Genomic DNA, 21,766 nt, shown 5'->3' on the forward strand with positions numbered 1-21,766 from the left:
TGAAATGAGGTGATCGCGATGGAGCGGACGACCTGCTGCGTGGTCGGTGGCGGCCCCGCGGGAATGATGCTCGGGCTCCTGCTCGCCCGCGCCGGCGTCGACGTGACCGTCCTGGAGAAGCACGGCGACTTCCTGCGGGACTTCCGCGGCGACACCGTGCACCCGACGACCCTCGACCTGCTCGACGACCTCGGGCTCGCCGAGCGGTTCGCTGCGCTGCCGCAGAGCCGGGTCACCGAGGTGGCACTGCCCGACGAGCACGGTGGTGTGCAGCGGGTCGGCAACTTCGACCTGCTGACGAAGGTCGGCGTGCGGCACCCCTACGTCGCGCTCGTCCCGCAGTGGGACCTGCTCGACCTCCTCGCCGACGCGGCCCGGAGCGAACCCGGCTTCCACCTGCGGATGGACACCCGCGCGACCTCGATGATCCGTGAGAACGGCCGGGTCGTGGGCGTGCGGTACCGGACGACGACCGGCGAGCACGAGCACACCGACGGCGAGATCCGCGCCGACCTCACCGTCGCCTGCGACGGCAGGCACTCGGTGCTGCGTGACGGGTCCGGCCTCCCGGTCACCGAGTTCGACGTCCCGTTCGACACCTGGTGGTTCCGGCTGCCGCGGCACGCCCGCGAGACCGAGGCCACCCTCGTGCCGAAGATCGGGAACGGCCGGTTCGCGGTCGTCATCCCCCGCGAGGGCTACTTCCAGATCGGCTACCTCGCCCCCAAGGGCGTCGACGCTCGGCTGCGGGCGCGCGGGGTCGAGGCGTTCCGCGCGGACGTGGCGGAGCTGATCCCCGAGTTCGCCGACCGCGTCGAGGCGCTGGAGTCGATGGACGACGTGAAGCACCTCGACGTGCACCTGAACCGGCTGCGCCGCTGGCACGTCGACGGCCTGCTCTGCATCGGCGACGCCGCCCACGCGATGTCGCCGATCGGCGGAGTGGGGATCAACCTGGCGATCCAGGACGCCGTCGCCACCGCCGCGCTGCTCGCCGCGCCGCTGCAGCGGGGCACGGTCACCGCCGACGATCTCGCCCGCGTCCGGAACCGGCGCCGGATCCCGACGATGCTGGTCCGGGGCCTCCAGCGGATCATGCACGCGAACATCGCGGGTCCGGCGCTGGCCGGTGAGCTCGACGGCCCACCGGCCCCGCTGATCCGGCTGATGCGCCGGGTGCCCGCGCTGCAGATCGTCCCCGCATACCTGGTCGGGGTCGGGTTCCGGCCCCAGCGGGCACCGGACTTCGCGCGCCGCACCCCCGCGTCGACCGGCTGAGCGACGGCCACGTCGACGCGGGCAGCACCACCGTCCGGCCCGATGATGGCGTCATGGCGTTCCTGCAGCTGACCGCGATCATCGTCGACGACTACGACGAGGCGATCGAGTTCTTCACCCGCGCGCTGGGGTTCGAGCTCGCCGAGGACTCACCGGCCCGGACCGGTGACGGCCGGCCCAAGCGGTGGGTCGTCGTCCGGCCGCCGGGGGCCGAGACCGGGATCCTGCTCGCTCGTGCCGACGGTGCGGAGCAGACCGCCGCGGTCGGCGACCAGCACGCCGGTCGCGTCGGGTTCTTCCTCAGGGTGGAGGACTTCGACGCCTCCTACGAGCGCCTGCGCGGCGCCGGGGTCGACTTCCTGTCCGAGCCGCGGACCGAGCCGTACGGCCGCGTCGCCGTGTTCCGCGACGTCGCAGGCAACCGCTGGGACCTCCTCGGCCCCGACCCACGCGCCCCCGCCCCGGGAACGTCGTGACAGAGGGTCGCGGCGGTCACCCGCTCTGTGCGCCGCCGCGGTACTCCACCTGGGCCCCGGCGTCCTCGGGCACCGTGAGGTCCCGGTCGAGGGTCTCCGGCGCCATCCGGGCGGCGACGAGGCTGATCAGCGCCATCCCGGACATGTAGATCGCGACCGGGATCCACGACCCCCAGAACGCCGACAGCAGCGCGGCGCAGATCAGCGGGGCGACACCGCCGCCCAGCGCGGCGGAGAACTCGCGGCCCAGCGTCACGCCGGCGTAGCGGTAGCGGTTGCCGAACAGCTCCGGGAAGTAGCTCATCTGCACCCCGACCGCGCCGTTGACGGCGAGGACGAACCCGACGACCAGCGTCACGGTGATCGCGACCGGGTTGCCCGTGTTCATCGCGACGAACGCCGGTGCGGGCAGCAGGACGATCGCCAGCATGATGAACGAGTAGACCGGCTTGCGGCCGATCCGGTCGGAGAGCGCCCCGAACCCGAAGGCCGCGATCCCGCCGCAGATCGCGCCGATCAGCAGCACCGGCGGCACGAACTCGGAGTCGACGCCGACCGCCGTCACCAGGTACGAGGCGATGAAGACCTGGAAGGTGTAGGACTGCTCGCTGGTCCCGATGTTCATGAACAGGGCGAGCAGCATCGGGCGCCTGCCGTGCCGGAAGACCTCGGCGGCGGGCTTGCGCGGCGCGACGTGCGACTCCTTGAGCTCGGCGAAGACGGGGCTCTCGTCGAGCTTGCGCCGGATCAGCATCGCGACCGCGGTGACGATCAGGCTGGACAGGAACACCAGGCGCCAGCCCCAGGCCATGAGGGCCTCCTCGGGCAGCTGCTGCACCGCGATCCAGACGACCGCACCGAGCGCGGTGCCCAGCGCCGCGCCGACCATCACGAGCGAGGCGTAGCGCCCGCGCCGGCCGCGCCCGACGGTCTCGGTGAGCAGCGTCGCCGCCCCGGCCTGCTCGGCCCCGGCGCCGAACCCCTGGAAGAACCGGCAGAGCACCAGGAGTGCGGGCGCGAGGATCCCGATCGTCCCGTAGGTCGGCAGCAGGCCGATGAGCATCGTGGACCCGCCCATCAGCAGCAACGTCGCGACCAGCACCCACTTGCGTCCGAGCCGGTCGCCGTAGCGGGAGAAGAACAGCCCGCCCAGCGGCCGCGCGAGGAACCCGACGGCGTAGGCGGAGAAGCTGGCCAGGATGCCGACGGCCGGTGAGACGTTCGGGAAGAACAGCGTCGAGAACACCAGCGCGGACGCGGTGCCGTAGATGACGAAGTCGTACTGCTCGAGCGTCGTCCCGACCAGACCGGCCCAGGCCGCCTTGCGGGTGGCCCGCGGGTCGGCGGGCCGGTCGGGATCTACTATGGACGGATTCGTGGTGCTTCCGCTGGTGTCCATACGTCCTCGGATGGATCGGGCCCCGTGGCCGGGGCGGGTTCTCGGGCGGTCGGGGTCGGCCGCGGCCGGGCTCAGTCGCCCGGGCGCACAACGACCTTGAGGTGACGCGGGTCGGCTCCCGGTGCCCGGAGGGCGTCGGGAGCCTCGTCGAGGGCGAACCGGCCGGTCAGCACACCGGCCAGGTCCACCCGCCCGGACGCGGCGAGCCCGATGGCGGGCGCGAACGCGTGCGCGGACCGGAACGAGGCGTTCAGGTCGATCTCCCAGCGCTGCATCAGCGCCAGCGGCAGCCCGTCGGCCGACGGCGGGGCCTGCCCGACGACGGTCGCCCGCCCGGCCGGGCCGAGCGCGTGCATGCCCTGCCAGAGCGCCGCCGGGACGGCCGAGCACTCCAGCAGCCGGTCGAACGCGGCGGCCGGGAGCTCGTCGCGGGCGGTGTTCACGGTGCCCGTCGCGCCGAGCGCGGCGGCCCGGTCGAGCCGGGCGTCGTGCACGTCGGTGACGACGACCTGCTCGGCCCCGGCGGCCCGCGCGGCCTGTGCCACCAGCACGCCGATCGGTCCGGCGCCGGTGACCAGCACACGATGCCCGGTCACCACCCCGGCCCGGCGCACCGCGTGCACCGCGACCGCCAGCGGCTCCACCAGGGCGGCGAGCTCGGTGCCGAGCGTGTCCGGGAGCGGGTGCACCGCGCGTGCGGGCACCGCGCGGTAGCCGGACATGGCGCCGTGGGTGGGTGGCGAGCCGAGGCAGGTGCCGGACGGGCACAGGTGGTAGGCCCCGGACCGGCAGGTCGGGCAGGTCCCGCAGCCGACCGCCGGTTCGACGGCGACCCGGGTCCCGGCCTCGACGCCGTGCACCTCGTCGCCGACGGAGGCGACCGTCCCGGCCGCCTCGTGACCGAGCACCATCGGCGCACGGAGCACGTTGCGGCCGTTGCGACCGTCGGTGAAGTAGTGCACGTCGGAGCCGCAGACGCCGACCGCCTCGACGGCGACGAGCACCTCGCCGGGCCCGGGCGCGGCCACCGGCACCTCCTCCACCCGCAGGTCCAGCGCCCCGTGCAGGACGGCGGCGCGGGTGCGGCCGAGGATCGTGGTGGCGGTCATGCGGCGCTCCTGGTCCCGGCAGCCTCGGCCACGGCGTCGTCGACGCCGTGCCGGACCAGCACCTCGAACAGCTCGGTGACCCGGGCGGCGAACGCGTCCGGCAGCTCGCCGCCGAGCAGCTCCAGTCCCGCCCGGACGTGCGCCGGTGCGGGCCCCCCTGCCGTCGCGGCGAGCCGATCGCGGGCCGGCTCGGCCATCGCGGCGGCGTGCGGCCCGGGATCGGACCCGGGCGGCGGGGCGACGCAGGCGAGCCACGCGGCGACGGTGAGCGCGAGGTGGTGCGGCATCCGCCCGTCCGCGAGGTGCCGGGCGGCCGGACCGGGGATCCGCTGCGCGAGCTTGAGCGACCCGTCCGAGCCGACCTGGCGGGTGCGGTGCCCGAGCGCGGTGTTCGACCAGCGGGTGAACAGCCGGGCGGCGTACGCGTCGGCGTCGACGCCCGCCGGGACGGCGACGGTCGGCAGGTGGTCGTCGTGCAGCACCCGCTCGGCGGCGCCCCGGACGGCCGGCCGGGCGACCGAGCGGGCGATCAGGTCCTCCCCCGCCAGCGCCCCCAGGTAGGCGATCAGCGAGTGGGTGCCGTTGAGCAGCCGCAGCTTGAGCAGCTCGTAGCCCGCGACGTCGTCGGTGAACACGGCACCGGGCACCCCCGCCCCGGCCCGGTCCCAGGCGGGACGGCCCGCGGCGAACCGGTCCTCCAGCGCCCACATGCTGAACGGCTCGGACGGGACCGGGACGGCGTCGGCGGTCCCGAGCAGCCGTGCGGCCGCGGCCCGGGTCGCGTCGGTGGTGGCGGGGACGATCCGGTCCACCATGGAGTTCGGGAACGTCACGGTGTCCAGGTAGGACCCGAGCGCCGCGGCATCGCCGGGCGGCAGCGCCGCGGCGAACTCCCGCACCAGCCGTGCGGTGACGTCACCGTTGCCGAGCAGGTTATCGCAGCTGAGCACGCTGACCGGGGCGCCGTGGCCGCGGGCCCGCCGGAGCAGACCACGGGCCACCAGGCCGACCGCGGTCGTCGCCGACCCGGCCAGGTCGGCACGGACACCGGGGTGGTCGAGGTCGAGCCCGCCGGTGCGCGGGTCGATCGTGTAGCCCTGCTCGGTGACGGTGAGCGAGACGATCCGGGTGGACTCCGCGGCCAGCGCGCCGAGCACCCGCTCCGGCTCGCGGACCGCGACGGCGGTGCCGGTGTGCACGGCGGGCACCACCACCCGCTCGCCCTCCGGGGAGATCTCGACGACGGCGTAGCGGTCCTCCTGCGCGGCCATCGCGTCCGCGATCCCGGCCGACCGGGGCGCGACGCCGAGGATCCCCCACGGACCACCGCCGGCGAGCGCGGCGGCGGTGTGCACGGCCTGGTGCGCGCGGTGGAAGTTGCTCAGTCCCAGGTGGACGATCCCGGTGCCGTCCGGGGCCGGGGTCTCGGTCGGGAGCACGGCGGTCACCAGTCCGTCATCGAGCCGTCGCGGCGGCGCGCGACCGGCAGCAGGGCGGGTTCGTAGGGGAAGCGGGCGGCGAGCGCCTCGTCGACGTCGACCCCGAGCCCGGGGGGCGTCGCCGGGGTGCAGGTGCCCGTCGTCGCAGGTCCAGGCGTGCCGGAACACCTCGTGCACCTGCTCCGGGTAGCCCATGTACTCCTGGATCCCGTGGTTCGGCGTCGCCAGCGCGACGTGCGCGGACGCGGCCATCGCGATCGGCGAGACGTCCGACGGGCCGTGCGGGCTCACCTTCACCTGCCAGACGTCGGCGAGCGCGGCCAGCCTGCGCAGCGCGCTGATCCCGCCGGAGTGGGTGACGGCGGCCCGGGCGTGGTCGATCAGCTGCTCGGTGATCAGCTGCTGGAACTCCCAGAGCGTGGAGAAGACCTCGCCGATCGCCAGCGGCGTCGTGGTGTGGGCGCGGACCCGGCGCAGCACGTCCTGGTTCTCGGCCGGGGTGACGTCCTCGAGCCAGAACAGGTCGACCGGTTCGAGAGCCTTCCCGAGCCGGGCGGCCTCGATCGGGGTGAGGCGGTGGTGGGCGTCGTGCAGCAGCGCGGGCTCCGGTCCGGTGTGCGCGCGGACCGCGGCCAGCGCGTCGGGCACGTGGCGCAGGTAGGCGGCGGTGTCCCAGACCTCCTCCGCGGGGACGGTGCCGCGCCCGGCCGGCTCGTAGCCGGGCCCGCGCCTGACGCCGTAGACGGTGTCCAGGCCGGGCACGCCGGTCTGCACCCGGACGGCGGTGAACCCGCGCTCGACGACGGCGTCGACGGCGTCGCACAGCTGTGCGACCTCCCAGCCGGTGGCGTGGGTGTAGGCCCGCACCCGGTCCCGGACGGCGCCCCCGAGCAGCTGGTAGACGGGCAGGCCGGCGGCCTTGCCCTTGACGTCCCACAGCGCCAGGTCGACGGCGCCGACCGCGGTCATGGTGACCGGCCCGCGCCGCCAGTAGGCGCCCCGGTACAGGTACTGCCAGGTGTCCTCGATACGGGACGGGTCGCGGCCGAGCAGCTGCGGGCACAGGTGTTCCCGCAGGTAGGCGGCGACGGCGAGCTCCCGGCCGTTCAGCGTCGCGTCGCCCCAGCCGACCAGGCCGTCCCGGGTGGTGATCTTGAGGGTGACGTGGTTGCGGCCCGGCGAGGTGATCAGCACCTCCGCCGCGACGATGCGGTCGGCGGTCACGGCGCGACCGCCACGACGTTACGGATCGCCTCGCCCGCGGCGAGGCGGTGCACGTTCGCGCCGATGTCGTCGGCGCGCCCGGCGAAGGTCTGGTGGGTCAGTCCCGACGAGTGCGGGGTCATGAGGACGTTCCCCAGCTCGCGGAACGGCAGCGACGACGGCTCCGCGTGCGCCGACCCGGGCTCCGGGTAGCCGTACCAGACGTCGATCGCGGCACCGCCGATCACGCCGTCGCGCAGCGCCTCGTAGAGCGGCCGTTCCGCCACCAGCGGGCCACGGCCGACGTTGACCAGCACCGCGGAGTCCTTCATGGACGCCAGCTCGGCCGCACCGATCATGCCCTCGGTCTCCGGCGTCAGCGGGGCGCTCACGACGACGACGTCGGACACCGCGAGCAGGTCGCCCAGCCGGTCGGCGGTCGGGCCCGCCCAGTCCAGGCCGGTCTCCCCCGCGTCGATCGCGCCGCGCCGGCTCACCGCGACCCCGCGGGCGCCGAACACCCGCAGCCGGTCCCAGGACCGGGCGCCGATGTGGCCGAAGCCGACGAACCCGATCGTCGCGCCGGCCAGCGAGCGCATCCAGGGGGCCGCCTCGTCGTAGGCGGGGGTGGGCCAGTGCCCGGCGCGCAGCGCGGTGTCCTGGGCGAGGAAACCGCGGCGCAGCGCGATCGCCGACGCGACGACGTACTCGGCGATCGAGTCCTCGTGGTGGAAGGTGTTCGCGACCGTGCAGCCCGCGGGGAGCGCGTCGACGTCGATGCCGTCGGTGCCCGCGCCCGCGGCGTGCACCAGACGCAGCTGCGGGCCGGCCGTCGCGACCTCCTTCGAGCACCGGCCGGAGATCAGCACCTCCGCGCCCGGCACCAGTGCGGCGACGTCGGCGACGTCGCGGGTCGGCGACCAGACGACCTCGCTGCCGGTGGGCAGCGCGGCCTCCAGCTCGTCCCGCAGCCCGACCAGGTTCTGGTCCGCGACGACGATCTTCACGAGGTGACCTCCAGGGTGCGCTCGGCGCGCGCGGGACCGGTGGTGCCGCGGACGACGAGGTGGGTGGGCAGGCGGACCACGCGCGGCGCGGTGCGCTCGGCCGCCGCGCGGCCGAGTACCTCGCAGGCGAGCGTCCCGGCGCGGTCCATCGGGGTGGCGATGCTGGACAGCCCGGGGGCCGACAGCGCCGCGAAGGGGATGTCGTCGCTGCCGACGACGGACAGGTCGTCGGGCACCCGGACACCGAGGGTGCGGGCACCGGCGAGCAGGCCGAGCGCGACGAGGTCGTTGTGGGTCATCGCGGCGGTCGCGCCGGTGGCGAGCACGCGGGCCGCGGCGGCGGTGCCGCCGTCGACGGTCTCGGTGTGCCAGCCGAGCAGGTGCAGCTCCAGGCCGTACTCGGCGGCGAGTGCGCGGAGCAGGCCGACCCGGTGCTGGTTGGACCAGGAGTCCGAGCGGCCCTGGACGTAGGCGATCCGGCGGTGGCCGAGCGCGTCGAGGTGGTCGACGGTCTCCCGCAGTCCCTGGGTGGAGTCGGCGATGACGCAGTCCCCGCCGGCGACCTCGCGGTTGACCAGCACCGACGGCGTCGACCCGCAGAGGTCGAGCACCTCGGCGCCGTCGAGGCGGGAGGAGTGGACGACGATCCCGTCGACCCGCGCGCACAGGCCGGTGATCGCCTCGCGCTCGCGGTCGGGGTCGTAGTCGGTGTCGGCGACGACGACGGTCGTCCGGGTCTGGCGCCCCTGGGCCTGGGCGGCCTTGACGAAGCGGGAGAAGACCGGGTTGGCGATGTCCGGGACGACCGCAGCGACGGTCGCGGTGCCGCGCGCCGCCGGGGCCGGCTCCACCGGGCGCGGTGCGTAGCCCAGCTCCTGGGCCGCGGCGAGGATCCGCCGGCGGGTCGCCGCGCCGAGCCGGTCCGGGTCGGAGAACGCCCGCGACGCGGTCGACAGGGCGACGCCCGCGGTGCGGGCGACGTCGGTCAGGGTGGGCGCCACTGCTCTCCTCCTCGGTGTCCCGCCGGTGGGACCCGAGGAGCGTGCAGCGTGTTGCGCAACCTTGTCAACGCTTGCCACGGGTTTGCCGGGACCGGGTGCCTAGACTCCGCCCGTGCTCACGCTGGACGCCCTCGACGTCGACCTGCTCGCCGCGCTGCAGGAACGGCCGCGGGCCGGGGTGCTGGAGCTCTCCCGCACCCTCACGGTCGCCCGCGGCACCGTGCAGGCCCGCCTGGACCGTATGGAGCAGGCGGGCGTGATCACCGGTTACGGGCCCGACGTCGACCTCCCCGCGGCCGGGTACGGGGTGCAGGCGTTCGTGACGCTGGAGATCGCCCAGGGCGAGCTGGGCGACGTCGCCGCCGCGCTGGCGGAGCTGCCCGCCGTCACCGAGGCGTACGCGACGACCGGGTCGTCGGACGTGCTGTGCCGGCTGGCGGCGTCGTCGCACGAGGACCTGCAGGCGACCCTGCTCGCGCTGGGCCGGTCACCGCTGGTGGCGCGCTCGACCAGCGTCGTCGTGCTGTCCACGCTGGTCGCGCCGCGCTGGCGGCCGCTGCTGGAGGACCGGCACCGGGAGGGGCCGGTCCGGGCACCGGCGTACCGGTCCTGAGCCAGGCGGCTCAGGACAGGTGGCGGGCCGCCCGGTGGGCGCCGAGCACGTCGAGCCCGAAGTCGGCCGACGGGTCCCGCCACACCGAGTGGGCGTGGTTGGCGTCGCGCTGGGTGTTGTCCCACTCGACCAGCAGCCGCGGACCCTGCAGCCGGTAGTAGTTCGGGGCGCCGTCGGCCAGCGACCCCGCCCAGGCGACGTGGACGCGGTCGAGGGCGGCGTCGTCGTCGTAGCGGGCGATCGGCGAGAGCGCGTCGGGGACCCTGCGCAGGTAGGTGGCGAGCAGGGCGCGCAGCTGCTCGCGCTGCCCGCCGTCCAGGTCGGACGCCGGGACACCCTTCGGGGTGCGCCCCAGCCGCACGGCCGCGACGTCGTCGCCGGTGAAGGCCGCGCGCTCCTCGATGGTCTCGCTCATCGCCTCGAGCCTGCCCTGCTCGGCGTCGTTCGCGAACCGGTCCCGCCAGATGCCGGCGAGCGGGATCCAGTCGTCGCCGTCCTGCGGGTCGGTGCGGTTCGCCGCGACCAGGTCCGGCGGCGCCTTGTCCAGCAGCACCGCGCGGTCACGCAGCTCGCCGGGCAGCGACCGGACGAGGTCGCGGGCCAGGTCCTCGACCCGGCCGAGCGGGCGCAGGGTCGCCTCCCCCAGCAGCTCGGAGGTCGCCGGGTCGGCACCGAGGAAACACGGCGTGGAGGCGACGACCTCGCCGTCGACCACCAGCATGTTGACCGAGACGTGGTGCCCGCCGAACCGCCAGGCCCAGGTCCCCTCCGCGCCGGGCTCGCCGAAGACGCGCAGGTAGTACATCTGCGGGTCCCGGCCCCGGGTGCGGTCGAACAGGGTCACGAAGCCCTCGGTGTGGTCGAGGACGTTCTCCAGCCCCATCACGGTCGCGACGGTGACGTAGGCGGCGCGCGACAGCCCGGTCCCGACGAGCTTCATCGCCGCCCGCTGCTGCGGTGGCAGCTGCTCGTGGAAGGTCAGGCCGCCGTGGTCGGTCGGGGTGTAGAACCAGCGGCGCCGCTCGGCGTCGGTGTCGCCGTCGCCCGCCGGGGCGTGCCCGACGGCCGCCTCCCGCTGACCGGGGTCGAGGGTGTCCAGCCACTCGCGGGCCGCCTCCGCCATGGCGCCGGCCGTCTCCCGCGTGTTCGCCGCGTCGCTCATACGCACCGACGGTAGCCATTCCGGGCGGGCCCCACCCGTCGGGTTCGGCCATAGTGGTCGTGCACGAGGAGATCGAGACGGAGGCGACGATGCCCACCCCCACCGACGACGACCGCGACCTGCTCACCGTCATCGCCCGCATGCGGGCGAAGCCGGGCAGGGAGGCGGACCTGCGCGCCGAGCTGGAGAAGCTGATCGAGCCGACCACGAAGGAGGACGGCTACGTCAACTACGACCTCTACCAGGGCGTGGACGACCCTGCGGTGTTCTTCTTCTACGAGAACTGGGAGTCCGAGGAGAAGCTCGGGGCGCACCTGCAGACCCCGCACCTCGTGCACTTCCAGAACGTCATGGGCGACCTGCTCGACGGCGAGCTGGTGATCCAGAAGCTGAAGCGGATCGCCTGAACGTCAGCTCCTGACCCGGTACCCGGCCGCCAGCTCCGCGAAGGCGGCCGGGTCCACCAGGGACGTCGTGTCCCCCGGCTCGTTCCCGGCCGTCACGTCCAGCAGCAGCCTGCGCATGATCTTCCCCGAGCGGGTCTTCGGCAGCTCGCCGACCAGCACGACCTCCCGCGGCCGGGCGACCGGCCCCAGCTCGGCGGCCACGTGCGCGCGCAGCTCGTCGGCGAGCCCGTCGGACGGCCCGTCGGTCACCGTCACGAACGCGACGACGGCCTGCCCGGTCGTCGGGTCCGGCGCGCCGACGACGCCGGCCTCCGCCACCCGCGGGTGCGAGACCAGCGCCGACTCCAGCTCGATCGAGCCGAGCCGGTGCCCGGAGACGTTCATGACGTCGTCGATCCGGCCCTGCAGGGTCACGTAGCCCTCGTCGTCGACGACGGCACCGTCGCCGGCCTTGTACCAGCCCTGCTCGGCGAAGTCCGCGAAGTACGACGAGCGGAACCGCTCCGGGTCGCCCCACACCGTGCGCGCCATCGACGGCCACGGCCGGTCGATCACGAGCAGCCCGCCCTCGCCGGCATCGCAGGTCCGTCCCCGCTGGTCGACGACCCGCACCGACAGCCCGGGCAGCGGGTGTGTCGCGGAGCCGGGCTTCAGCGGGGTGACGCCGGGCAGCGGCGCACAGATCGCGGCGCCGGTCTCGGACTGCCACCAGGTGTCGACGATCGGGCAGCGGCCGCCACCGACGACCCGGTGGAACCAGCGCCAGGCCTCCGGGTTGATCGCCTCGCCGACGCTGCCGAGCAGCCGCAGCGACGACAGGTCGTGCCGCGCCGGGACCTCCTCGCCCCACTTCATGTACGTCCGCACCAGGGTCGGCGCGGTGTAGTAGACGGTGACGCCGTACCGCTCGATGATCTCGAAGTGCCGGCCCGGCTCCGGGGTGTCCGGGGTGCCCTCGTAGATCACCTGGGTCACGCCGTTGGAGAGCGGCCCGTAGACCTCGTAGGTGTGGGCGGTGACCCAGGCCAGGTCCGCGGTGCACCAGTACACGTCGTCGGGCTTGTGGTCGAAGCACGCCCACGACGTCCACGACGTCTGGGTGAGGTAGCCGCCCATGGTGTGCAGCAGTCCCTTGGGCTTCCCGGTGGTCCCCGAGGTGTAGACGAGCATCAGCGGGCTCTCCGCGCCGAACGCCTCGGCCGCGTGCGACTCCGGCTGGCGGTCGACGACGTCGTGCCACCAGACGTCGCGGCCCTCGGTCCAGCCGACGTCCGACCCGGTCCGGCGGACGACGAGGACGTGCTCCAGCGACGTGACCCCGTCCGCGGCCTCGTCGGCGTTCGCCTTGACCGGTACCGCCTTCCCCCGCCGGTACTGCCCGTCCGTGGTGACCAGCAGCTTCGCGGCGCCGTCGGTGAGCCGGAACCGGAGCGCGGCGGCGGAGAACCCGCCGAAGACCAGCGAGTGGACCGCACCGATCCGGGCGCAGGCGAGCATCACGACGACCGTCTCGACGAGCACCGGCAGGTAGACGACGACGTCGCCGCGCCCCACGCCGAGCTCGGTGAGCGCGTGCGCGCAGCGGGACACCTCACGCTGCAGGTCGGCGTAGGTGACGGTGCGCCGGTCCCCCGGCTCGCCCTCCCAGTGCAGCGCGACGGTGGCACCGTTCCCGGCCTCGACGGGCCGGTCGACGCAGTTGCGGGCGACGTTCAGGGTGCCGTCGGCGAACCAGGTGACCTCGGGCCACCGGCTGCCGTCGTACCCCTGCTCGGGTGCGCGGTCCCACTCGAGGCGCCGGGCCTGCGCGGCCCAGAACGCCTCGGGGTCGGCCTCGGCCTCGGCGTAGGCCTCAGCGGAGACGTTGGCGTGCGCGGCGAACCCGGGCGGCGGAGCGATGGTCACGCCCCGATCCTCCCCGGCGCACCCGGTGCGGCACAGGTGAATGCCGTCACCGGCCGGGTGAGCGGGGTCAGCGGTGGGCGAACGCCAGGTGCTCGCCGAGGACGTCGAGCCCCAGGTCGGACTCGGGGTCCCGCTACACCGAGTGGGCGTGGTCGGCGCCGTCCTGCGTGTTGTCCCACTCCAGCAGCAGCCGCGGTCCCTGCAGCCGGTAGTAGTGCGGCTCGCCGGGGTCGGTCGAGCCGGCCCAGGCCAGGTGCACCTCGTCGAGTGCCGCGTCGTCGTAGCGCTGTACCGGGCTGGTCCCGGCCGGTGCCCGGTCGAGGTAGGCCGAGAGCAGCCGTCGCAGCAAGTCACGGCCGCGGTCGTCCAGCGCGCTCGCCGGGACCCCGCGCGGGGTCGCGGCGAGCGCGACCTCCTCGGTGCCGGCGACCGGATCGGCGGGCCCGGGCGGGGACTCCCGGCGGATCGCCGTGCCCGGCAGCGGCCGGTCCCCCGGCGCGGCCGTCGCCCGGTTCGCGGTGACCAGGTCGGGCGGTGCCGCCTCGGCGAGCACCGCGGCGTCGAGCAGCTCGGGCGGGAGCCCGCGCACGATGTCGCGCGCCAGGTCCTCGGTCGGTCCGAGCGGGCGGTGCACGCCCCCGCCGAGCAGCGGTGTGGTGGCCGGGTTCGCGCCGAGGAAGCACGGCGTCGTCGCGGCCACCCGGCCGTCGACGACGAGGTTGTTCAGCGACACGTGGTGCCCGCCGAACCGCCAGCCCCACGTCCCGCCCGCCGGGTCGCCGAAGACCCGCAGATGGTAGAGCCCCGGGTCGCGGAAGCGCTCGCGGTACGGGCGCGCCGGCCAGCCCTGCGCCCGGTCGAGCACGTTCTCCAGGCCCATGACGGCGGCGACGGTCGCGAACCCGGCCTCGGACAGGCCGGACGCGACGAGCCGCATCGCGCGCTGCTGCTGGACCGGGGACTGCTCGTGCAGGGTCAGGCCGCCGTGGTCGGTCGGGGTTTAGAACCAGCGGCGGCGCTCGGCGTCGTCGTCGCCCGTGCCGGGGCCGTGGCCGGTCCCGGTCGCGCGGTGCTCGCCGTCGAGGGTGTCCAGCCACGCCGCGGCGGCCTCGGCCATCGCCGTCGCGGTCTCGGTCGTGTGCCCGGTCGCCGTCGTCACATCGGGCGAGACTAGTCCGGACGCCCCATGATCACCCCTCCCGGACGACGGCGTCGCTGGTCGGACCGGACGCCCCTCCGGCCACGGGTCGTTCCCGTGGGCCTGTTTCTGCCAGGCTGTCGCCTGTGCCGCACTCCTTCCCGGCAGGCCCCGTGGTCGCCGTGCTCGCGGTCCTCGTGCTGGCCGCCTGCGGTGCGCCGCCGGCACCGGCCACCGGCCCGGCACCGGCGGGCGGCCCGCCCGCCGGGGAGGCGTCCGCGGCCCCTCCCGCCCCGCCCACCACGGCGCCGGGCCCCCGGGCCGGGTCCGCGACGGCGGAGGCCGACCGGAGGGCTGGGGTGCGTGGGCGGACCGTCCCGGCCTCCGCATCCGGTGCGACCGACGTCGTCCCCGGTACGGCGGCGGGGCCGTCCGGCCGCGCCCGCACGGTGCCGGTGCGGATCGAGATCGAGCGCGGCGTGGACGTCGACGGTGCGGCGTTCGCCGCGTTCGTCACCGGCGTGCTGAACGACCGCCGGTCCTGGGGCGGCGACGGATCCGTCGGGTTCGCCCGCACCGACGGCGCGGCCCCGCTGCGGATCGTGCTGGCCACCCCGGCTCTCGCCGACCGGCTCTGCCTGCCGCTCGACACCGTCGGCCGGCTGTCCTGCCGCAACGGCGACCGCGTCGTCGTGAACCTGGAGCGCTGGGTCACCGGCACCCCGGAGTACGCCCGCGACCTCACCGCCTACCGGCAGTACCTGGTCAACCACGAGGTCGGGCACTGGCTCGGCCACCACCACGTGACCTGCCCCGGCCCCGGGGAGCCGGCCCCGGTGATGCAGCAGCAGACGCTCGGCCTGGACGGCTGCCGTCCGCACTCCTGGCCCCGCTGAGCAGGTCGGGCGGCCGTCCTCGGGCGCACTGCTTGCACACGCCGGTAGCCGCCGTGGCGCCCGACGAGCTCGGCCTCCGAGCCAGGCGTCGCGGTCCCCGACCGGCTGACCCCTCACCCGACCTCGATCACTCCGTACTCCGGCCGCCCGGCGACCCGGTAGGTCGCGATGGAGACGCCGGTGGGGGTGGCCCGCGACCCGGTGAGCTCCAGCGCGGTGTCGGGTCCGGTCTCCGGGAACAGCCGCCGCCCGGCGCCGACGACCACCGGGAAGACGAGCAGGTTCAGCTCGTCGAGCAGGTCGTTCGCCAGCAGCCACCGGACCAGCTCGCCGCTGCCGTGCACCTGCAGCTCCCGGCCCGGCTTCTCCTTCAGCCCGCGCACGGCCGCGACGACGTCGCCCGACAGCACGGTCGTCCCCGCCCACCCCGGATCGGTGAGCGTGGTCGACGCGACGTACTTGGGCAGGGTGGCGAACCCGACCGCGACGACGTCGTCGCCGGGGTCGGCCATCGCACCCCAGGACGCGGCGAAGATCTCGTAGGTGTGCCGCCCGCCGAGGAACGCGTCCGCGCGGCGGAACACCTCGTCCATGAACAGGCCGGTCGGCTCGTCGAAGTGCGGGACGACCCAGCCACCGCGGCCGAACCCGCCGGAGCGGTCCTCCTCGGGGGCGCCGGGCCCCTGGTAGACGCCGTCGACCGACACGAACATCGTCGCTGTGAGCTTCATGCCGGTCCGACCGGGGGGCCGCCGGGAACTAATCGGTGGCGTCGCGGACCAGCAGCGCGATCTGCACCCGGTTGTCCAGGCCGAGCTCGCGCAGCAGCTTCGACACGTACGACTTCACCGTCGACACCGACATGTGGAGCTCCTCGGCGATGTCGGCGTTGGAGCCGCCGCGGGCCACGGCCTCGGCGACGTCGCGCTCCCGCTCGGCGAGCCGGTCCAGCCGGGTGCGGGCGCCGCGGCGGCGGTCGACGGGGCCTGCGCCGCCCGCGACGATCCCGATGAGCCGCCGGGTGATCGCCGGGGACAGCACCGCGTCGGCGTCCTTGAGCAGGAACCCGCTCGCGCCCGCACGCAGCGCGCGCACGACGTGCTCGTCGGCGTCGAAGGTCGTCAGCACGACGACGGTCGGCGGGTCGGGTTCGGCGGTCAGCAGCTGGGTGGCGCTCACCCCGTTCACCCGCCGCATCCGCAGGTCCATCAGGACGACGTGCGGGCGGCCGGCACGGACCGCGTCCGGGACCTCGTCGCCGTCCCCCGCGTCGCCGACGATCCGGATCCGCCGCTCCGGGCCCTCCCCGGCGGCGGCGATGGTGTGCCCGTCGAGCATCACCTTGAGCCCGGCCCGGACCAGCGGGTCGTCGTCGACCAGCAGCACCCGGATCTCGATGTCGGTCACGCGATCTCCTTCGTCCAGGGCAGCGTGGCGCGCAACCGGTAGCCGTCCGGCAGCGGGCCGTGGGCGAGGGTCCCGCCGGTCAGCGTCTCCACGCGCTCGCGCAGACCGACCAGGCCGGTGCCGGCGCCCTCCGGGGCGGGCCGGTCCCCGGTGCACCCCGAGGTGACGGTGACGGTGAGGTCCCGCCCGGGCCGCCCGGTGAGGACGACCTCGACCGCAGCGCCCGGCGCGTGCCGGGCCGCGTTCGTCAGGCCCTCCCGCACCACCCGGTACGCGACGCCGGCGAGCGGGCGCCCCGGCGGCGACATCATGAGCAGCGCGGTCGACCGCACCGACACGTCCGCACCGGCGGCGCGCGCCTCGCCCACCAGGTGTTCGACGGCGGCGAGGTCCTCGGTGTCGTCCGGGCGTTCCGGGTCCACCGGCTCGTGCAGCACCTGGACGATCGTCCGGAGGTCCTCCATCGCCCGGTGCGTGGTGTCCCGCAGCACCTGCGCGCTCTCGCGGACGGTCTCGGCGGAGAGGTCGTCGCGCAGCGCCAGCGCCCCGGCGTGCACCGACAGCAGGGACAGCCGGTGCCCGAGCCGGTCGTGCATCTCGCCGGCGATCCGGCGGCGCTCGGCGGTCCGGGCCTGCTCGTCGCGCACGGCCCGGTCGATCTCGGCGCGGGCGAGCCGGTCCCGCTGGTCGTCCACCATCGCCCGCCGGATCCCGGTGAGCAGCCCGGCGACGGCCGACGTCGCCAGGAAACCCATGGCCCCGCCGAGCAGGACCAGCATCGTCTGCAGGTCGGGGATGCCGTGGTAGATGTTGATCGTCGCCGCGACGACCGACAGCAGGAGCACCAGGACGGTCTCGCTGGTGCGGCGGCGGGTCGCGATGACGAACACCCCGACCAGCGGCAGGTAGGTCGCGAGCGGGGCGATGTTGCCGACCACGAGCGAGCCGAGCGCGAAGATCCACGGGTACCGGTAGCGCAGCGGCATGCACGCGATCGCGGCGAGACCGAGCACCATCAGCGCGATCCGGCCGGCACCGTCCACCCGGAGGGCCCCGCCGGTCGTCAGCCCGGCCGCCGCGACCGCGACCATCAGGATCGCGGACATCACGGCGGGGCGGATCACGCGTCGACCATAGGCGGCGGGGGCCGCGAGTCCAGGACGATTCCCCCGGATCGGGCGGGCACGGCGTCCCTCGTGGACGCCGTGCCCACCCGCCGGGCCGATGGGAGCGGTCAGGATCTCCCCGTTCCCGCCCCGGGCGTGGGCATCCCCCACGGACCCACGCCGTCCCCCCACCGGTGGCCCTGCCGCGCGGTCACGAGCCGCTCGCCGCGGCCACGGTGACGGCGGCCGCCGCAGCGGCCGCGGCCTGCACCTCCCGGACCGCCGCGGCGACCGCCGGGCCCGCCCAGTCGCCGTCGGCGACGACCCGGGCGCGGTCGCGCAGCTCGCGGCGGCGCCCGTCGAGCACCCGGTGCTCGGCCCGCGTCGCGTGCAGCAGCGAGACCAGCCCGGCGACCCGCGGATCGACCGCGACGCCATCGCGCAGCGCCGCGGCCACCCCCGCCAGGAGCGTCTCGCGCAGTGCCGGGTCCGGCCACCAGCGCGCGAACCGCAGGAACCCGCCGGGCTCCCGGTCGACGTGCCCGCCCCGGACGAGCGCGTCCAGCACCGCCGTCCGCAGCCCGGGGACCAGCCGGGTCACGCCGCGACGCGCCCGGAACCAGCCGGCGGGCAACCGCGTGGCCCGCTCGGCCACCACGTCCGCCCCCGGCCCGTCGACCAGCCGGACCCGCGGGTTCCGGTAGCCGTCGGTCTCCAGCCGTCCCCGCGCGGCGAGATCGAGCAGCACCGCACCGGCGAGCGCGCGCTCGGTCCGCTGGTGGTCGACGACGAACCGGCCCGTGCCCGGCGCCAGCAGCACCAGTGCCAGCCGCTCCGGCATCGTCGTGTCACGCCCGTCCATCGGTCCCCCTCGTCCCCGTACGGCTTCGACCCTGCTCCCCCGGACGGCACGCGCGCACCCGGCGAAGGTCGCGGGCCGTGCGACGGAAGTCGCGATCGACAGATCACCCGAATGGGTAGCATTCGGACATGCCCGAACCACAGAGCCACCGCGAGAGCGGCCAGCACGTCATCGAGCACGCCCTGGAGCTGCTGGAGTCCGCGGACCGGGCCAAGGACTACGCCGAGACCACCGACGGGCACACCGCCGCGACCGCGTACGCCGTCAGCGCGCTGTACCAGGAGATGCGGCACGGCGACGACCAGATCACCGTCCTCATCGGAGCCGTCCGCGAGCAGACGGAGATCCTCAGGGAGATCCGGGACGCGCTGCGGCACTGACCCCGGGGCACGGCCGGCGGCCGTCCGCATGGCGGTACGTGCAATTCGTCATCTTTCGTCTCCACCTCATCGGAGCAATAACGAAAACTCTCGGTGATGTCGTCACACGATGGCATTCCCGAATTCGACAGCGCAGTTTTCGCGGCAATACGGTCTTCATCAGCCGGTGCGGGCTCCCCCTCGTTCGCAGCACCGGCACGCCCGGGCAGGTCACACGACAGGCCCGCGACTCGACAGGAGACTGACTGTGCTGAAGAAGGCTGGAATGGTCGTGGCCGCGTCGGCCGCATCGCTGCTCGCGCTCAGCCCGCTCGCCTTCGCCGACGAGGACGGCGGCGAGGGCGACTCCGGCGGCAGCGGCATCGACAAGAGCGCCGACGGCCTGCTCGGCGGCGTCGCCAACGGCAACAACGTCGACGTGCCGATCCAGGCGTGCAACAACAACGTGCCGGTCAACGCGCTCGGCGTGCAGGTCCCGGTCGAAGACCTCGGCGCCGCCAACGGCCTCACCGGCGCGCTCGGCATCCTCGGCTCGGGCGAGGCGAAGAGCGGCGACTCGGTCACCGACCAGTCGGACAACTGCGCCCAGCAGTCCGGCTCGGGCGACTCGGTCGGCTGATACCCGGTTCTCCGGCGGGGCCCGGGACGCATCGCGTCCCGGGCCCCGTTGCGCTTTCCGGGTCGACCGCGACGCCGCGGCGCGGGATATTTCCCGCATGGAGTACCGACCGGCCGGCTTCGACGACGCCGACGTCCGTTCCGCGCTGTCCTCGTGGCACGGCATCGACGTCCGTGAGCTGCACTACCGCGCGGTCGGTTTCGGCGACTACCACTGGGCTGCGACCGGCACCGACGGGCGGCGCTGGTTCGTCAAGCTCTCCGACCTGACCGACAAGCCGCAGTGCGGCGCCACCGCGACGGCCGCGCTCGACGGGTACCGGGCGGCCCTGCAGACGGCGGCCGCCCTGCGCGCGGACGGCCTGGGGTTCGTCGTCGCCGCGGAGCCCGCACCGGACAAGGAGCTCGTCGTCGACCTCGACGGCCGGTGGGCGCTGACGGTGTTCGCCCACGTCGACGCGAGCAGCCACGACTTCCACACCGAGCTCTCCCCCGCCGCGCGGGACGAGGTCCTCACCCTGCTGGCCCGGCTGCACGCGGCCGCGCCGCCGGCGGGCACCCCGGTGCACACCCCGGACGTCCCGGACCGAGCGGTGATCGACGCCGCGCTGGCCGGGCAGGAGGTCTCCTGGACCGGCGGCCCGTACTCCGAGCCCGCCCGGCAGGCCGTCGTCACGCACGCGGGTGCGATCCGCGAGTACCTCGCGGATGCCGACGCGCTCGCCCACCGGCTGGACCTCGCCGGGCGGACCGCCGTCGTCACCCACGGTGAACCGCACCCCGGGAACCTGCTGGGGAGCGACGACGGGTTCCTGCTGATCGACTGGGACACCGTCGGGCTGGGCGTCCCGGAGCGGGACCTCGCCGTCGTCGCGGGTGACCTCTCGGCCTACACCGCGATCACGGGCGTCGAGCCGGACCCGCACGCGCTCGAGCTGTACCGGGTGCGCTGGCTGCTGGCCGATCTCGGCGAGTTCCTGCGCTGGTTCCGCTCCGCGCACCGCGACGACGCCGACAGCCGCACCGCATGGGAGGGCCTGCTGCAGACGGTGGCGGAGATGGGCGGCTGAACCCCGACCAAGGTTCGTCCCCTGCGCGACGAAAGTCCGCTGCGGTCCGTCCGTCCGCCGTGTCTGAATCGGACCGTGACCGGACCCGTGACCGCCCCGCCCCGCAGCCTCGCACCGGACCTCGCGCGCGGCTCGATGCTGCTGCTGATCGCACTCGCGCACGTGCCGCCGCTCCTGGTCGGCGGCGCGCCGGGGTTCGTCAGCCGCCCGCTCGGCGAGACGGGCCTCGACCACGTCGTCGACGCCGTCATGCTGCTCCTCGTCGACAACCGTTCCTACCCGATGTTCGGGGCGCTGTTCGGCTACGGCCTGGCGACGATCGTCGCCCGGCAGCTCGCCCGCGGATCCACCGACGCCGGGGCACGCCGCGTCCTGCGCCGCCGCGGCTGGTACCTGCTGCTGTTCGGGCTGCTGCACGCGAGCGTCCTGGGCGGTGCGGACGTGCTCGGTTTCTACGGCGTCGCGACGCTCCTGGTCGGCGGGCTGCTCTTCCGGTCCGACCGGGCGCTCGGCCGGACGCTCGTCGTGGTCGGCGCGGTCTACCTCGTGCTGATGCCCGTCCTCTGGATCGGGGTGGTGTGGGGGACGGGATCCACCGGGTTCGTCCCGCCCGCCGACGACGGCGGCTACCTCGCCGGTGTCGCCGTGCGGTTCGTGGGCTACCCGGCGTTCCCGCTCCTGCAGCTGGTCGGCTGGCCGATGCTCGTCGGCGTCCTCGCCGGGATGTGGGCGGGCCGGCGACGGCTGCTGGAACGGGCCGGTGAGTACCGCCCGCAGCTGCGTCGCGCCGTGGTCGCCGGAGTCGCCGTCTCCGTGCTCGGGGGAGTCCCGGGGGCGCTGATCGGCGCCGGTGTGTGGCAGCCCGGTCCCGTCGCCGGCGGTGTCGCCGTCACCCTCCACGTGCTCACGGGTGTCGTCGGCGGGCTCGCCTACACGGCCGCGTTCGGGCTGGCCGGGCACGCGCTGCAGGACCGGCAGGGCATCGTGACCTGGGCGCTGGCCGCGCTGGGCAAGCGGTCGCTGACGTTCTACGTGCTGCAGGAGGCGATGCTGTTCGCCCTGCTCGCGCCGGCCGTGCTCGGCCTCGGGGCCGCGGTGAGCAGTGCGGGCGGCGCGGCCGTCGCCGTCGGGGTGTGGCTGACCGGGCTGGTGCTCGCGTGCCTGCTGGAGCGGGCCGGACGTCCGGGACCGCTGGACGGGTGGCTGCGCAGCCTGACCTACCGCGCTCCCCGCCGCGGCGAGGTCGCCGCCGGCCGGTGAGGCCGGGCGGGCCGGGAGCACCGGCCCGCC

At 75.0% G+C, this 21,766-nt stretch carries 22 protein-coding genes and 1 pseudogene; 9 read left to right on the forward strand and 14 right to left on the reverse strand.

Annotated features, from left to right (window positions below; genetic code table 11):
* Window positions 1–18: 18 nt before the first annotated feature.
* Together Ae150APs1_RS05745 and Ae150APs1_RS05750 are read left to right on the forward strand one after the other, a co-directional pair.
* The gene (locus Ae150APs1_RS05745) at window positions 19–1,278 is read left to right on the forward strand and encodes an FAD-dependent oxidoreductase (RefSeq protein WP_075296270.1); all 1,260 of its coding nucleotides are present in this window, start codon (window positions 19–21) and stop codon (window positions 1,276–1,278) included.
* Window positions 1,279–1,331: 53 nt separating this feature from the next.
* A complete protein-coding gene (locus Ae150APs1_RS05750; RefSeq protein ID WP_075296272.1) occupies window positions 1,332–1,754 on the forward strand; it encodes a VOC family protein in 423 nt (140 codons plus the stop codon).
* Window positions 1,755–1,770: 16 nt separating this feature from the next.
* Here the strand turns inward: Ae150APs1_RS05750 and Ae150APs1_RS05755 are convergent, their stop codons facing one another.
* The 6 genes and pseudogenes from Ae150APs1_RS05755 to Ae150APs1_RS05780 form a co-directional block, all read right to left on the reverse strand.
* The gene (locus Ae150APs1_RS05755; RefSeq protein ID WP_075296274.1) at window positions 1,771–3,153 is read right to left on the reverse strand and encodes an MFS transporter; all 1,383 of its coding nucleotides are present in this window, start codon (window positions 3,151–3,153) and stop codon (window positions 1,771–1,773) included.
* Between the two features lie 71 nt (window positions 3,154–3,224).
* Window positions 3,225–4,262: an alcohol dehydrogenase catalytic domain-containing protein gene (locus tag Ae150APs1_RS05760; protein ID WP_075296276.1), complete on the reverse strand. Its 1,038-nt coding sequence runs from the start codon at window positions 4,260–4,262 to the stop codon at window positions 3,225–3,227.
* Window positions 4,259–5,710, reverse strand: a complete 1,452-nt coding sequence (locus Ae150APs1_RS05765; protein WP_075296278.1) for a mannitol dehydrogenase family protein — start codon at window positions 5,708–5,710, stop codon at window positions 4,259–4,261. The genes Ae150APs1_RS05760 and Ae150APs1_RS05765 overlap by 4 nt, the downstream gene beginning before the upstream one ends.
* Window positions 5,707–6,925: pseudogene (gene manD / locus Ae150APs1_RS05770) on the reverse strand (D-mannonate dehydratase ManD). Before manD ends, Ae150APs1_RS05765 begins: the two are co-directional and overlap by 4 nt.
* Complete coding sequence (locus Ae150APs1_RS05775; RefSeq protein ID WP_075296280.1) at window positions 6,922–7,911, reverse strand: 2-hydroxyacid dehydrogenase; 990 nt, start codon at window positions 7,909–7,911, stop codon at window positions 6,922–6,924. The pseudogene manD and the gene Ae150APs1_RS05775 overlap by 4 nt, the downstream one beginning before the upstream one ends.
* Complete coding sequence (locus tag Ae150APs1_RS05780) at window positions 7,908–8,912, reverse strand: LacI family DNA-binding transcriptional regulator (RefSeq protein ID WP_075296282.1); 1,005 nt, start codon at window positions 8,910–8,912, stop codon at window positions 7,908–7,910. The genes Ae150APs1_RS05775 and Ae150APs1_RS05780 overlap by 4 nt, the downstream gene beginning before the upstream one ends.
* Before the next feature lie 112 nt (window positions 8,913–9,024).
* Here Ae150APs1_RS05780 and Ae150APs1_RS05785 point away from each other — a divergent pair, with 112 nt between their 5' ends.
* Window positions 9,025–9,525: an Lrp/AsnC family transcriptional regulator gene (locus Ae150APs1_RS05785; RefSeq protein WP_060575553.1), complete on the forward strand. Its 501-nt coding sequence runs from the start codon at window positions 9,025–9,027 to the stop codon at window positions 9,523–9,525.
* A gap of 10 nt (window positions 9,526–9,535) precedes the next feature.
* Here Ae150APs1_RS05785 and Ae150APs1_RS05790 read toward each other — a convergent pair whose 3' ends face one another.
* Window positions 9,536–10,687 (reverse strand): DUF3500 domain-containing protein, encoded by a 1,152-nt coding sequence (locus Ae150APs1_RS05790; protein ID WP_075296284.1) that lies wholly within the window; start codon window positions 10,685–10,687, stop codon window positions 9,536–9,538.
* Window positions 10,688–10,776: 89 nt separating this feature from the next.
* Here Ae150APs1_RS05790 and Ae150APs1_RS05795 point away from each other — a divergent pair, with 89 nt between their 5' ends.
* On the forward strand, window positions 10,777–11,094 hold the full coding sequence (locus Ae150APs1_RS05795; RefSeq protein WP_075301719.1) for a putative quinol monooxygenase: 318 nt from the start codon (window positions 10,777–10,779) through the stop codon (window positions 11,092–11,094).
* A gap of 3 nt (window positions 11,095–11,097) precedes the next feature.
* Here the strand turns inward: Ae150APs1_RS05795 and acs are convergent, their stop codons facing one another.
* The 3 genes from acs to Ae150APs1_RS33330 form a co-directional block, all read right to left on the reverse strand.
* Window positions 11,098–12,999: an acetate--CoA ligase gene (gene acs / locus Ae150APs1_RS05800; protein WP_083679951.1), complete on the reverse strand. Its 1,902-nt coding sequence runs from the start codon at window positions 12,997–12,999 to the stop codon at window positions 11,098–11,100.
* Window positions 13,000–13,132: 133 nt separating this feature from the next.
* A complete protein-coding gene (locus tag Ae150APs1_RS05805) occupies window positions 13,133–13,978 on the reverse strand; it encodes a DUF3500 domain-containing protein (RefSeq protein ID WP_256385610.1) in 846 nt (281 codons plus the stop codon).
* A gap of 21 nt (window positions 13,979–13,999) precedes the next feature.
* Window positions 14,000–14,158, reverse strand: coding sequence for a hypothetical protein (locus Ae150APs1_RS33330; RefSeq protein ID WP_249266228.1), 159 nt, complete (start codon window positions 14,156–14,158; stop codon window positions 14,000–14,002).
* A gap of 125 nt (window positions 14,159–14,283) precedes the next feature.
* Between Ae150APs1_RS33330 and Ae150APs1_RS05810 the strand changes: the two genes are divergently transcribed.
* On the forward strand, window positions 14,284–15,033 hold the full coding sequence (locus Ae150APs1_RS05810) for a DUF3152 domain-containing protein (protein ID WP_212567162.1): 750 nt from the start codon (window positions 14,284–14,286) through the stop codon (window positions 15,031–15,033).
* A gap of 113 nt (window positions 15,034–15,146) precedes the next feature.
* Here the strand turns inward: Ae150APs1_RS05810 and Ae150APs1_RS05815 are convergent, their stop codons facing one another.
* From Ae150APs1_RS05815 to Ae150APs1_RS05830, 4 genes are all read right to left on the reverse strand, one after another.
* On the reverse strand, window positions 15,147–15,764 hold the full coding sequence (locus tag Ae150APs1_RS05815) for a dihydrofolate reductase family protein (RefSeq protein WP_075296288.1): 618 nt from the start codon (window positions 15,762–15,764) through the stop codon (window positions 15,147–15,149).
* Between the two features lie 28 nt (window positions 15,765–15,792).
* A complete protein-coding gene (locus tag Ae150APs1_RS05820; RefSeq protein WP_075296290.1) occupies window positions 15,793–16,440 on the reverse strand; it encodes a response regulator transcription factor in 648 nt (215 codons plus the stop codon).
* Window positions 16,437–17,564, reverse strand: coding sequence for a histidine kinase (locus Ae150APs1_RS05825; protein ID WP_083679953.1), 1,128 nt, complete (start codon window positions 17,562–17,564; stop codon window positions 16,437–16,439). Before Ae150APs1_RS05825 ends, Ae150APs1_RS05820 begins: the two co-directional genes overlap by 4 nt.
* A gap of 193 nt (window positions 17,565–17,757) precedes the next feature.
* Window positions 17,758–18,408, reverse strand: a complete 651-nt coding sequence (locus Ae150APs1_RS05830; protein ID WP_075296291.1) for a GPP34 family phosphoprotein — start codon at window positions 18,406–18,408, stop codon at window positions 17,758–17,760.
* Window positions 18,409–18,536: 128 nt separating this feature from the next.
* On the opposite strand from Ae150APs1_RS05830, the gene Ae150APs1_RS05835 reads away from it, so the two are divergent.
* The 4 genes from Ae150APs1_RS05835 (at window position 18,537) to Ae150APs1_RS05850 (ending at window position 21,736) form a co-directional block, all read left to right on the forward strand.
* Window positions 18,537–18,788, forward strand: a complete 252-nt coding sequence (locus Ae150APs1_RS05835) for a hypothetical protein (RefSeq protein WP_075296293.1) — start codon at window positions 18,537–18,539, stop codon at window positions 18,786–18,788.
* A 247-nt stretch (window positions 18,789–19,035) separates the two neighbouring features.
* Window positions 19,036–19,407, forward strand: coding sequence for a hypothetical protein (locus tag Ae150APs1_RS05840; RefSeq protein WP_075296295.1), 372 nt, complete (start codon window positions 19,036–19,038; stop codon window positions 19,405–19,407).
* A 97-nt stretch (window positions 19,408–19,504) separates the two neighbouring features.
* Window positions 19,505–20,476 carry a phosphotransferase gene (locus Ae150APs1_RS05845; RefSeq protein WP_083679954.1) on the forward strand — a complete coding sequence of 324 codons (972 nt, stop codon included), beginning with the start codon at window positions 19,505–19,507 and terminating at the stop codon, window positions 20,474–20,476.
* 75 nt (window positions 20,477–20,551) lie between these two features.
* Window positions 20,552–21,736, forward strand: a complete 1,185-nt coding sequence (locus tag Ae150APs1_RS05850) for a DUF418 domain-containing protein (protein WP_083703232.1) — start codon at window positions 20,552–20,554, stop codon at window positions 21,734–21,736.
* Window positions 21,737–21,766: the final 30 nt, after the last annotated feature.

The organism is Pseudonocardia sp. Ae150A_Ps1, assembly GCF_001932315.1.
Taxonomy (GTDB): Bacteria; Actinomycetota; Actinomycetes; order Mycobacteriales; family Pseudonocardiaceae; genus Pseudonocardia.